Annotated in this window: 9 protein-coding genes; 4 read left to right on the top strand and 5 right to left on the bottom strand. The window is 58.9% G+C overall.

Annotated features, from left to right (window positions below; translation table 11 throughout):
• Nucleotides 1-61: 61 nt before the first annotated feature.
• Nucleotides 62-718, bottom strand: coding sequence for a chromophore lyase CpcT/CpeT (locus tag NW815_RS13190; RefSeq protein ID WP_414384413.1), 657 nt, complete (start codon nucleotides 716-718; stop codon nucleotides 62-64).
• A 416-nt stretch (nucleotides 719-1,134) separates the two neighbouring features.
• Between NW815_RS13190 and rlmN the strand changes: the two genes are divergently transcribed.
• Nucleotides 1,135-2,193 carry a 23S rRNA (adenine(2503)-C(2))-methyltransferase RlmN gene (rlmN, locus tag NW815_RS13185; RefSeq protein ID WP_414349738.1) on the top strand — a complete coding sequence of 353 codons (1,059 nt, stop codon included), beginning with the start codon at nucleotides 1,135-1,137 and terminating at the stop codon, nucleotides 2,191-2,193.
• Nucleotides 2,194-2,220: 27 nt separating this feature from the next.
• Here rlmN and NW815_RS13180 read toward each other — a convergent pair whose 3' ends face one another.
• Together NW815_RS13180 and NW815_RS13175 are read right to left on the bottom strand one after the other, a co-directional pair.
• Nucleotides 2,221-4,023 carry an aminopeptidase P family protein gene (locus NW815_RS13180; protein ID WP_414390387.1) on the bottom strand — a complete coding sequence of 601 codons (1,803 nt, stop codon included), beginning with the start codon at nucleotides 4,021-4,023 and terminating at the stop codon, nucleotides 2,221-2,223.
• A gap of 157 nt (nucleotides 4,024-4,180) precedes the next feature.
• Nucleotides 4,181-4,555, bottom strand: coding sequence for a rhodanese-like domain-containing protein (locus NW815_RS13175; RefSeq protein WP_011432658.1), 375 nt, complete (start codon nucleotides 4,553-4,555; stop codon nucleotides 4,181-4,183).
• 171 nt (nucleotides 4,556-4,726) lie between these two features.
• Between NW815_RS13175 and NW815_RS13170 the strand changes: the two genes are divergently transcribed.
• The 3 genes from NW815_RS13170 (at nucleotide 4,727) to ileS (ending at nucleotide 10,630) form a co-directional block, all read left to right on the top strand.
• Nucleotides 4,727-5,590, top strand: coding sequence for a hypothetical protein (locus NW815_RS13170; RefSeq protein WP_414416105.1), 864 nt, complete (start codon nucleotides 4,727-4,729; stop codon nucleotides 5,588-5,590).
• A gap of 218 nt (nucleotides 5,591-5,808) precedes the next feature.
• Complete coding sequence (locus NW815_RS13165; RefSeq protein ID WP_414390382.1) at nucleotides 5,809-7,071, top strand: RNA-guided endonuclease InsQ/TnpB family protein; 1,263 nt, start codon at nucleotides 5,809-5,811, stop codon at nucleotides 7,069-7,071.
• 775 nt (nucleotides 7,072-7,846) lie between these two features.
• Entirely contained in the window at nucleotides 7,847-10,630 is a 2,784-nt protein-coding gene (ileS, locus tag NW815_RS13160) for an isoleucine--tRNA ligase (RefSeq protein ID WP_414416106.1), read from the top strand.
• Nucleotides 10,631-10,712: 82 nt separating this feature from the next.
• On the opposite strand, the gene NW815_RS13155 is transcribed toward ileS, so the two are convergent.
• A complete protein-coding gene (locus NW815_RS13155) occupies nucleotides 10,713-12,089 on the bottom strand; it encodes a dihydroorotase (protein WP_414416104.1) in 1,377 nt (458 codons plus the stop codon).
• 2 nt (nucleotides 12,090-12,091) lie between these two features.
• Nucleotides 12,092-12,700: histidine phosphatase family protein (locus NW815_RS13150; protein ID WP_414416103.1), on the bottom strand; the 609-nt coding region annotated here is incomplete at its 5' end.

Raw genomic sequence — 12,700 nt, 5'->3', positions numbered from 1 at the left:
TGCGGGGCTCCTGCGATTTCTAGCTGACGACGCGAACGGGATCCCCAGCGCCCGCAGCTGCTCAACCAGTCGCTCCAGCAGCCTCATGGTTCAGCACTTCAGCCCACCGGGGTAGGTACTGGGAAAAATCCTGTTTTTTGACAAACCGAAAAGGCCCGGATAGGGATCCCCAGATCACTTGATCGGTCTCCGGATCCCGACCTTGATCCAAGCTGTGAAAGTAGTCGGCTCCGATCTCAAACTCGCTGTACAAATAGGTGGTTCTGCCTTTGCGTTCAACAATACAGCCTTTGCCGGGCAGGCTGCGGCCCCGATAGCAGGATCCCGTCCATTCCACCTGGGTGACACAGCCGGGCAAGAGTTCCAACTCCGCTGCTGTCAGACCGGCCAATTTCCCCTTCGCGTAAGCGTTGCTTAGCAACAACTCCCGACCGGCGCACCTGTAGGAGTCAGGAGCTGTCAGAGCATAGTTTTGAATCCGGATCCCATCTGGAGTATCGAAGAGGTGGATCACCCGCTGTCGGTAAGGCTGCTCAGGATAAATGTCGTACAGTTGCTCCACGTAAAACCCCACCCCCTGCAACACCGACCAAGGCAAGGGGCATTGGTACACATGAATGTTGGCAAACCAGACGGGCTCTGCGAGCGCCTGCTGCAGGTTGTTGAAGTGCCCTGCCATCCAGGTGGCCAGTTGGGCCAGTTGGGGGGAAACAGACATAGGTTCAGATGGATTCAATGGATTGAAATCGAGAAGATTCAGATCGAGCGCTCCTGATCCTGCAGACTTTGTCCAACTGTCAGGGACTCCGTCCCGATGGCGCACTCCATAACACACTCTACAAAACTACACCAGGGAATAGCTTGGTAGCCCTGTACTTGAGTGCGGGGTGGAAAAGCCCTTGGGCAACTTGATTTAAGGGAATTTAAGGGATTTAAGAGAGCATTGTTGCTTACCGTCACCCGCCCTGTCTCTGGCGGAGTTGTTGCCATGGGCAGGGGAACCGCAACCCTGTGGCGACGAGGCCGTTCGCGCCACTCGGACGGAGTTCTTGAAGGGGATTGGGTTGCAGGGACAGGCTAGAGTAGAGGAGCCGGACTCCTGTGCCTCTTGAGATCTCGTCTAAGATGGTATTGATGTCGGCCCTACCCATTCCGCTGCTGGGGCAATCCTTGTCTGCTCTGAAAGACTGGGCGGTTGCCCAAGGACAGCCGGCCTATCGCGGGCAACAGCTGCATGCTTGGATCTACCAAAAAGGGATCCGCTCCCTGGAACAGGTGACGGTGTTTCCTAGGGCTTGGCGAGAGGCGGTGCAAAGCTACCCAGTGGGACGCTCGCGCATTGTGCAGCGGACAGAGGCCCGCGATGGTACTGTGAAGTTTCTGCTGGGGTTGGCGGATGGGCAGTTGATCGAAACGGTAGGGATCCCAACGGCCAAGCGTCTGACGGTCTGCGTCTCTTCTCAGGTGGGCTGCCCGATGGCCTGCGATTTCTGTGCCACTGGCAAGATGGGCTACCGGCGCAACCTAGAGCTGCACGAGATTCTGGATCAGGTGTTGACGGTGCAGGAAGATTTTGGCCGTCGCGTCAGCCATGTGGTCTTTATGGGCATGGGGGAACCCCTGCTCAACCGCGATACGGTGGTACAAGCCATCCGCAGCCTGAATCAAGATATCGGCATCGGCCAACGGCATATCACCCTCTCGACGGTGGGGGTACCCCGGCAAATTGCCTGGCTGGCGCAGCAGGATCTGCAAGTTACCCTGGCCGTCAGCTTGCATGCCCCCAATCAAGACCTGCGGCAGCGGTTGATCCCTTCGGCAGCCCACTACCCTCTGGACACTCTGATCCAGGATTGCCGCGACTACATGCTGCGCACCGGGCGGCGAGTCAGTTTTGAATATACCCTGCTGTCGGGGGTCAACGATCTGCCCATTCATGCCCGCCAACTGGCGCAATTGCTGCAGCAGGCCAGCCGGTCAGGGGTGCAACTGCACGTGAACCTGATCCCTTACAACCCCATCTCTGAAGCTGACTATCAACGCCCCCACCCGACACGGGTCAGAGAGTTCGTCCGCCAGCTCGAACAGCACCAAGTGCGGGCCACTGTGCGCCAAACCCGTGGCTTGGATGGCAATGCCGCATGTGGTCAACTGCGGGGATCCTTCCTGCGTTCTTTGCCAGGGGATTTGTAATCGCCGCGCAACGCTTTTGCGAGTACATCAGCTCAGTCCGCAGGCGCGTCGTAACCAGGCGGCATCCTGTTCTGGCAAGGTGGCGTAGTGCATGGCGTAAACCTGCCGGTGATACTCGTCCAGCCAGGCTCGCTGCACCTCGTTTAACAGTTCCCAATCGATTAAGCGCCCATCAAAAGGGATCCAAGTCAGGGAGCGAAAGCCCATCCAGCCCTCGGGCTCGGGAATGGCAATCACCTCGTAGAGGTTCTCCAGGCGGATCCCACCCCATCCCGGCTGGTAGTAGCCCGGCTCGATGCTGTTGATCATGCCCACTTTGAGAGGGGTGTTGGCGCGGCGGTGGATCCCGTTGGGCCCCTCGTGGACATTCAAAAAGGCGCCGACACCGTGGCCGGTGCCATGGCCATAGTCCAGCCCGGCCTGCCAAAGGGTAGAGCGGGCGATCCCATCCAACGAGACTCCATAGGTGTCGGGGGGGAAGATCTGGCGGGCGCATTGAATGTGGGCCTTGAGCACCTCGGTATAGCGCCGCTTGCACAAGGGATCCGCGGGTTGCGGGCCAATCCAAACGGTGCGGGTATCGTCGGTGGTGCCCCCCAAGTAGTGGGATCCGGAGTCCAACAAAAACAGTTCGCCCGGCTGCAGCAGCTTTTGGGGATCCGGAGTGCCGTAGTGGATGATGGAGCTGTTGGCTCCTGCCCCGGCAATGGTATTGAAGCTCAGACCCACCCACTCCCCTTCCTCCCGGTAGTGGGCCTCCATGATCGCGGCCACGTCGGCTTCAGTGACGGGGATCCCCTGTTGGATTTGCCGGTCGATCCAGGCCAGGGTGCGAATCTTGGCCCGGCTGGCCTTGCGGTTGGCGCGGCGCATTTGCTCCAGCTCGGTGGGGTTTTTCACGGCCTTGAGGGCTTCCACCGGGTGCTCCAGCTCGCGGCAGCTCGCATCCTGCAGCAGCTCTTGAGTGCCCTGGGTGGTCTGCTTGGGATCCAAGCCCACCGGCGCATAGCTCTTGGCCCATTGGGGCAGTTGTTGGCTGTAGGTCTCGTAGGGCCAGAGTTCCACCCCGGCTTCTGCCAGAAATTGCCGAGATGGGGGACTGAGCCGCTCCAGATCTGTGAATAGAGCCGCTCTATCTAGGCTGACCAAAGCATAGGCCCAAAACACTGGGTTGTAGGGGATGTCGGATCCCCGCAGGTTAAACAGCCAGGCCACCTGATCCAATTTGGTCAGGGGCAACAGTCCCACCCGCTTGCGGCGCATCTCCTGCCGGACTTGGGCCAGCTTTTCTGCAGGGGTGGCCCCGCTTAGGTGGGTGGGTACCGAGTCAATGGGCCGGTCAAAGGGAGCGACAGGAGCGGATCCCTGAGCCAGCTTATCCACCAAGTTTTCCATGACCGGGATCAAGAGCACCCCTCCCGCTTGGGCATGGGCCTGCAACTGGCGATAGGTGGCCACCGCCACCGTAAAGGGATCCACCCCCAGGCGAAAGCCGGATCCCAGCTCTTCCACAATCTCCATCAGGCTGGGCTGATTCGGCAGACCTCCTTTGATCACTGTGAATAGGTTGGGATCCACCTCCCGCTCCGCCTGTTCGTGATAGCGGGGATCCACCCACAGCCAAGCCCTGTCCCGGGTGATCAAGGCATCCCCCACCGAGCCGGTAAAGCCTGTGATCCACTGGCGCCGCTTGCGATGTTCCGGCAAATACTCATTGAGGTGCTCATCAGCAGAGGGAACCCAAAAGCCATCCAGATCTTGTTCTCGCAGAAGCTGGCGCAACTGCTGCAAACGGGCAGCAACATCCAGGCGGGGCAGGGTTTGGAGCATGGCAGAGGGGTAAAGCTAAACGGCCAGGCTATCGCCATTCTAAACAAGGTTGGGCCGCCCCCACTTCCCGCCTTCAGTGGTCGGCCATTTCAGATAGCAGCCAGATAGCAGCCAATACCTCCCTCTTCCTATGGGTGAGGGAAGAAATCCGCCAGCTCTAGCGCTCCTCAGGAAAACCCGCTTCCCGCCAAGCCCGCATGCCCCCATCCATCGAGATCACCCGACGATAGCCCATTTTCTGTAGATTATCGGCTGCCAACGCCGAACGAAACCCGCCGCCGCAGTACAGGACGATCTCCGCTTCTTTGTCGGGGATCACCCTCTCGATGTCCCGCTCAATGATCCCTTTGCTCAAGTGGATGGCTCCGGCAGCGTGGCCGGCTTGCCACTCCGACTCTTCCCGCACATCCACAAAATAGAAGGGATCCCCTTGCAGTTGTTTTTGCCTGACCTGCTCGACTGTCAGTTCTTGGATGCGGCTTTTGGCCTCGTTGACCAGGGCCAAGAAAGCTGGAGAGTGCTGGGGAGCCATGGAGAACAGGCGCTATGAGCCAAAGCTTATTCCAATCGATCTTATCTGGTCTGGACTTTGGGATCCCAACTGCCCTGAGGCTAGACTGGGATCCAGATTTGCCTGCTGGAGGCCCATGGCTTGAAATCCCGATCTAACTTTCCGCAACTGCTTTGGCCCCTTGCTCTGGCCGTGAGCTGGAGCATCCCCCTTGGATTGACAGCCGGTCACGTCAGCCGGACGGAGTCCTCAGCTTGGGCCCAAGCTGCCCCGATGCCCCTAGAAAGTGGGATCCAGCGGCAAGTTTCCAGCCCACCGCCAGCCGCCCTGGTGGAGTGGCTAAGCCAGCAGGTGGCCGCCGCCAACCGGCGGGATTTGCCAGGGGTGATGGCCGGCTACAGCCCCGACTTCCGCCACCGAGATGGGCTGGACCGGGAAGAGGTGGAAGGTGCCATCCGCAAGCTGTGGAGCTCTCATCCCAAGCTCACCTATTCGGCCCAGATCCTCTCCTGGCGGCAGGTGGGCCCTGAGATTGTTGCGGATATTCTCAGCCAAGTAGAGGGATCCCAATCCTCGGTGCGGGGGGACTTTCAGGTAGAAGCCTCTGCCCTGGTGCGCAATCGCTATCGCCCGGATCCAGCCAATCCCGGACAACTGCTGTTGATTGACCAAGAAGTGCTGCGGGAGGCCAGCACCCTCACCTCTGGATCTGCCCCTCCCACCGTCACCTTGAACCTGCCGGAGGTGGTCAAACCGGGATCCACCTATTCGCTGCAGGCGATTGTGGCAGAGCCTCTCACCCACTCTTTGCTGTTGGGCGCCGTTGCCGAACAACCCGTTGCCGGGGCGGGCTACCCAGAGGTGACCTCGTTTGCTCTCGAACCTCTACAGGCCGGAGGGATCTTCCTACAGGCGGATGCTCCCCAAGAACCCGGTGCTGAGTGGATCTCGGTGATGTTGGTTAACCAAACGGGCATCACGCTGGAGAGTCGGCGTCTTATCGTCAGCGATCGCTTGGCTCTGGAGGGATCCCTGGCCATCCCCACCGTCCCTTAGGAAATCTTCAGGATGATGAGGAATGGCTCTGGGGTAATCTGGACAGGCAGTTGAGCTTGTTAACAAAGGAGGGGCGCGGGGAGCTATAAGTCCCGCGCTGTATGCAAAGCATCAGCGTCGGGATACATGGACTCCCCGCACTTGTCGATTCTCTCGATGGGATAAGACAAGTATTTACCAGCAGCTATAGCTTGTGGTAAACTGCCACTATGCTGACCATGAACTACACTTACCGGATCTATCCAGATGCCGCACAGCAGGCCGAGCTGCGGTCGTGGCTTGAGACGTGCAGAGGCGTGTACAACTACGCTTTGCGCGAACTCAAAGACTGGATTGCTTCCCGTAAGTGTCCCATAGACAGATGCTCACTGGAGAAGGAATACATCATTCCTGCCGATGAGCCATTCCCGTCTTGCTATCGTCAGCAAAATAACCTACCCAAAGCAAAGAAGCAATTCCCGCATTTGGCCAAGGTGCATTCTCAGGTCTTGCAGACTACGATTCGCAGGCTGCATGATACTTGGGAGGCATTCCAGAAGCGGGGATATGGGTTTCCCCGTTTCAAGAAACAAGGCCAATTTAAGTCTTTTGTGTTTCCCCAGTTCAAGGACAATCCCATCTCCGGCAGCAGTATCAAGCTACCAAAGATAGGAAAAGTGCCTATCAACTTGCATCGTCCTATCCCAGATGGGTTCAAGGTCAAGCAGGTGAGGGTACTGTCCAAGGTAAGGGGGACGCAATGGTATGTCGTCGTTACCATCGAATCGGACATATCGATTCCCGATGCTCCGGTTCACGGTCGTGCGATTGGGATTGATCTGGGATTGGAACGGTTTTTGACGGTTTCAGATGGCAGCTTCCAGGAGCGACCCAAGTTTTTTAGGTCGATGCAACGCAAGCTGAAATTGCTGCAACGCAGAGCGGCACGAAAACAGAAGGGGTCACGAAACTGGGAGAAGGCACAAATCAAAGTTGCCAGAATGCACCATCGGATTGCGAACCGTCGTAAAGATTTCCACCTAAAGACGGCTCATAAGCTTTGTGACCAAGCGCAAACCATCTTTGCAGAAGACCTCAATGTCACAGGCTTGACACGGGGAATGCTGCGAAAAGATTGTGTCGATGTCGCTTTTGGACAATTTCTGTCTCTGTTGGAATGGGTGTGCTGGAAACGTGGAGTGTACTTCGCTAAAGTCAACTCCAACGGGACTAGCCAAACCTGTCCCAAATGTTTTGCTACTGTCAGCAAAACGTTGACAGCAAGGGAGCATCATTGTCCTGAGTGTGGGTATCGAACTCATCGTGACCATGCAGCAGCAGAAATGGTTTTGCATCGTGGACTAGAGAATTTAGTAGCCCAGGGACTCTGGGGAACGGAAACAGCCTGCCAAGTCGTTCTGTCGGGGGTCTATGACCTAGATAAGTGGCGTGGGGCAGGAATGCCTAACCGTGAGGTTAGGAAGCCCGCGCTGTACCCGTAGGGTCAGCGTCGGGAGGATGTCACGATGGGAAACTATGCGCCCCTCAGCTTGTTTGCTTTCTGGTGCTGGCCCTATTTTTGAGCGGTTGCGATAGCGGCGACTCCCTTGGTGCTCCGGTGGTGGATCGCCCCACTCCTGCCAGCAATTGACCGAACAATCCCGAGGGGTCTCGAAAGGTTGGGTCGAGGTGTCTTGAAAGGACCCAACCTCAAGAAATATTGGCATCTTCAGACGCCCGTCCATTCCAAGCCCCGCTACAGCTATCTGCAAAACTATCCGCTCTCTCCCACCCCCAAGGCAACAACAGGCGGTCAGGGAAAGAGCGGTCTAGCGGGCCTTCAACTGGAACCTGACTGCCGGGAGGAACTCCAAGCGAGCCAGAACGTGAAGACTCTTCAGCAGACTGAAGGATCTAAGTTCAGACCGTTAGAGAACAGCCCCGGCGCACAGCCGGCTGAACCCAACTTGACGACCCTTACAACTACTACTATCTGGCATCCGCAGGAACCTCCCTTACTAAACGACACCCTGAGACTAGCACAAATCTCTTCTTGTTTTCTCGATCAGGGAGTTCATGCGGTGGTTTGTTGGAGCCGTTTGAGAGCTCCAGGCGCTCTGGGTGACCGTGGGCTTCGGATCCCCTGTCCCACAAGAGGGGTGAGGGATGGACTGCTGAGGATGAGGCGACAGCGTAGGATAGAAGGACGCCCTTTAGGTTGCTCGAGTTGCCGTGGACTACAAAAGTACCCTCAACCTGCCCCAAACTCAGTTTCCCATGCGGGCAGAGGCCGCCAAGAGAGAACCCGCCATTCAAGCCTTTTGGCAGGAAGAGCAAATCTACCAACGCCTTGCCGACCACAATCCTGGGGATCCCTTTGTCCTGCACGATGGACCGCCCTACGCCAATGGCGATATCCACATGGGCACCACCCTCAACAAGATCCTCAAGGACATTGTGAACAAGTACCACATCTTGCAAGGGCGCAAGGTGCGCTATGTGCCCGGCTGGGATTGCCACGGCCTGCCCATCGAACTGAAAGTGTTGCAAAGCCTCACTCCGCAGGAGCGGGAAAACCTCACCCCTCTGCAGCTGCGACAAAAAGCCAAGGAGTACGCCCTGCACTACGTTGATGTGCAGCGGGCCAGTTTTCAGCGCCTGGGGGTATGGGGATCCTGGGATCGGCCCTACCTGACGCTGTCGCCGGAGTACGAAGCCGCACAGATTGAGGTGTTTGGACAAATGGCCCTCAAGGGCTACATCTACCGCGGCCTCAAACCCGTCCACTGGAGCCCCAGCTCCCAGACGGCTCTGGCGGAAGCGGAGCTGGAGTACCCCGACAACCACATCTCCCCCAGCATCTACGTGGCCTTTCCGCTACAGAGCCTGAGTCCGGCGGCGCAGCCGGTTTTGGAGCCTTTCATGCCGGGCCTGCGGGCAGCCATCTGGACCACCACCCCTTGGACGATCCCGGCCAACCTGGCTCTCTGCTTTAACCCCAAGCTCACCTATGCAGTGGTGGAGTCTCCCCGCTTCGGCCTGCTGTTGATCGCCGCCGATCTGCGGGAGCGGCTGGAGAAGGTTCTGGAGACGCCTCTGGAGATCAAGGCCACCCTGCCGGGATCCGCCCTGGAATACAGTCAAGGACGGCACCCCCTCTTTGACCGCGCCAGCCTCTGCGTGCTGGGGGACTATGTCACCACCGAGTCCGGCACCGGCATTGTGCACACAGCTCCGGGGCATGGGGAAGATGACTTCAAAACCGGCCAAAAGTATGGTCTGCCCATTCTCAGCCCTGTGGACGATCAGGGGAGATTTACCGCCGAGGCCGGATCCCAGTTTGCCGGGTTGGATGTGCTCTCCAAGAAGCCGGAGACCAGCGGCAATGCTGCTGTCATCCAGGCTCTGCAGGCTGCGGGGGCTTTGCTCAAGGAAGAGCCCTACAACCACAAATATCCCTACGACTGGCGCACGAAAGAGCCAACGATTTTCCGGGCCACCGAGCAGTGGTTTGCGTCTGTAGCTGGCTTCCGGGAGCTGGCCCTGCAGGCCATTAAAACCGTGAAATGGATCCCGGCCATCGGGGAAAACCGCATCACTGCTATGGTGTCGGAGCGCTCGGATTGGTGTATTTCCCGCCAGCGGGCTTGGGGCGTGCCCATCCCCGTCTTTTACGACGAAGAAACCGGCGAGGTTCTGCTCACCGCCGAGACCCTCGACCACATCAAGGCCATCTTCGCCCAAGAGGGATCCGACGCCTGGTGGAAGCGCCCGGTGGAGGAGTTGCTGCCGGAGAAGTACCGCCACAATGGCCGCACCTACCGCAAAGGGATGGACACCATGGACGTGTGGTTTGACTCCGGCTCCTCCTGGGCGGCAGTGGCCAAGGCGCAGGGGTTGGGCTACCCGGTGGATCTGTATTTGGAAGGCTCCGACCAACACCGAGGCTGGTTCCAATCCAGTTTGCTCACCTCCGTGGCCGTCAACGGCCATGCCCCCTACAAAGCGGTGCTCACCCATGGGTTTGTGCTGGACGAGAAGGGCCAGAAAATGAGCAAGTCCCTGGGGAATGTCATCGATCCGATGGTGTTAATCAACGGCGGCAAAGATCCCCAGACGGATCCCGCCTATGGGGCAGATGTGCTGCGCCTATGGGTCTCCAGTGTGGACTACTCCGGGGATGTGCCGCTGGGTAAGACCATTCTTGGGCAAATGGCGGATGTATATCGCAAAATCCGCAACACAGCTCGCTTTTTGCTGAGCAACCTCTACGACTTCAATCCAACTCAGGATGCCGTTCCTTTTGAAGCCTTGACGGAGCTAGACCGCTACATTTTGCACCGCCTGCACGAGGTGGGATCCGAGATCGGCGAATCTTTTGCCAGCTATCAGTTCTACCGCTTTTTCCAGGCGATTCAGAACTTTTGTGTGGTGGATCTCTCCAACTTTTACCTGGATATTGCCAAGGATCGCCTCTACATTAGCCATGCCCAAAGTCTACGGCGGCGCCAATGTCAAACGGTGCTCTCCCTGTTGCTGGAGAACTTGGCCAAGGCCATCGCCCCCGTTCTCTCCCACCTGGCCGAAGAGATTTGGAGCCATCTGCCCTATCCCAAGCCCACCCGTTCGGTGTTTGAGGGGGGGTGGATGAAGCTGCCGGAGCACTGGCGGGATCCCCAGTTGGCGGCCATTTGGGAGCAGCTGCGAGAGGTGCGCCAAGAGGTGAACAAGGCTCTGGAGCAAGCCCGTACCGGTCGCGTTAGCGGGACGGAGTCCTTTAAGCCCATCGGCGCTTCCACCGAGGCCAAGGTAATCCTGAAGGTAGCGGATCCCGGCCTATACGCTCTTTTGCAGGAGCGGGCTGCCGAGTTGCGCTACTTGTTCATCACCTCACAGGTGGAACTGGAGAAAACCTCAGGTCAAGGCTTGGAGGTCTCTGTTTTTCCGGCTGACGGCCAAAAGTGCGTGCGCTGCTGGAACTATTCCACCCGTGTGGGGGAATTTGCCGAACATCCAGAGCTGTGTGAGCGTTGTGTAGCCGCTCTGGCCGGGGAGTTTTGAATTCGGGACCCCGTCCCGCTGGCGGGAAGGGATCCCCCTCTTTGAATTGGCTCTTTCTCCGGACAGGTCTTGTCGGCCTTCTTCAGGATCGAGGGGTGGAGCTGCCGGAGGGGATCCCCTCGACATGGGTGTGCAACACCTTGCCGCACAGGGTTTTCTCCAGCCAGGGAGTCGCTGGCGATCGGGAGTGGAGGGTGGCCGCAGAAACCGTCCAGGGGTGGGTGGGATCAAACAGCACCCAGTCGCTGTGGGGGGTGAGGGTGGGCGGATCTAGGTTTAGGCAGCGGGCCGGGTACAGGCTGAGGGCAGACCACAGTTGCAGCGCTGTCAGGGATCCCGTTGCCACCAAATGTTGCCACAGCAGCGGCAGAGCCAGCTCCAGGCCCATCGCCCCCGGCGGGGCATCGGCAAAGGGCAGGGTTTTCTCTTCATGGGTGTAGGGGTGGTGATCCGTCGCGATCCCCAGGCTGCCGGAACGGATCCCGGCGATCAGAGCCTCTCGGTCGCCAGCGCTGGGAAGAGGGGGCAGAAGGCGAAGGTGGGGATCGTAGCGGTGCTCAAAGACGGCCTCTTCGGACAAGATCAGGTGCATCCAAGTGGCGCTGGCGGTAACCGGCAGTCCTTCGGCTTGGGCCTGTTGGATCAGCTCCAGGCTGCGGGCTTGGCTCAGGCGCATGATGTGCACGGGCGGGGGGGAAGGAACGCTCCTGATCACCTCCAAGAGACGGGCCAGAGCGGCAGTTTCAGCACTGGCAGGGATCCCTTTCAGCCCCAGGCGCAGCGCCCAGATCCCTTCGTAGAGGCTACCTTGCCCGGCCAAGGTGGGATCCCAGGCCCAGAGCAGCAGGGGTTTCTTCCCCAGCCGCAAATACTCCAGAGCCCGCCGCACCAAAGCCAGGGAGCGCAGCGGCTGAACTTCTGCAAAACCAACTGCTCCCGCTTGCGCCAGTTCTCCCCAGGGGGTTGGAGTTTCTCCTTGGCCACCCACGCTCAGGGCAGCCCAGGGCAGCCAGCGGGGATCCCCACGTTGGCGGGGGTAGCGGTTCAGGTGTTCCGGGCGATCCAGCACCGGAAATAGGCCGGTTCCAGGAAGGGGGGTGGGCAGAAGCCCCACCTGGGTAAAGCCTCCCGCCAAAGCCGCTGCAGCCAAAGAGGTCAGGGTTTCCCGACTGTGGGCCAGAAAGTGCTCCGCACCGCTTACGCGACCGCTGCCAACCATCTCGCCGCTGTGGGCATACAGATCCAGCAAACCCGGCCCCACCACCCAACCTGAGCCATTGATGGTGGGGATGTCGGCAGGGATCCCTGCCGGCTCGGTGGCCCGCAGACGACCCTCCTGCAACCACACATCGGTTACTTCATCCCGCTGACGCCAAGGATCCAACAGGCGCACTCCCTGGAGATGCACATTTTGTCCTGTTAGTCGTCCTGTTAGCTCGCGGAGAGGAGAGGATCCCATCTTCACAAAGCTCCGGCAGTGGTGCAGTCCAGGATCTGGCCGGACAGATGGGTGGTGAGGTTCAACACCTTCAAAACCGGGGCACCCTCCTTGCCTTCTGGATAGTCGATCACCGTAATGGCGCCATTCCCCTGCTTGAAGATCCAAAAGGCTTGGGGGGAAAGGTCGAACAACTGACAGATGATCGCCTTGTTGATGGCATCGTGGGCAACAACAACCGCCGTGCCCTGAGGAAACTGGGCTGCGGTGATGGCCAAAAGCTCCTGCCAAGCGGAGCGAGTGCGCTCCCACACCTGGTGAAGGTTTTCCCCATTGGGCATCTGCACACTGGCGGGATCCCGTTGCCAGCGCTCCAGCTCGCCGGGGTATTCGGCTTCGACTTCGCTTTGCAGCTTGCCCTCCCAGTCGCCGTGGCAGATCTCTTGCAAGTCGGGCATTGGGCGCAAAATGAGGTTGCTGTGGTTGCTGCAGATGGCATCGGCTGTGGCCCAAGGGCGCTTCAGGGGGCTGGAGAAGGCCAGTTGCAGGGGTTGAGTGGCCAAAAATTCTGCCACCTTGGCTGCCTGTTCCTCCCCGGTGGCATTGAGGGGGATATCCCGCTGCCCTTGAAA

Source organism: Synechococcus sp. R6-7, from assembly GCF_047461695.1.
Lineage (GTDB): Bacteria > Cyanobacteriota > Cyanobacteriia > Thermostichales > Thermostichaceae > Thermostichus.
This window is presented reverse-complemented; position numbering and strand designations above follow the sequence as displayed.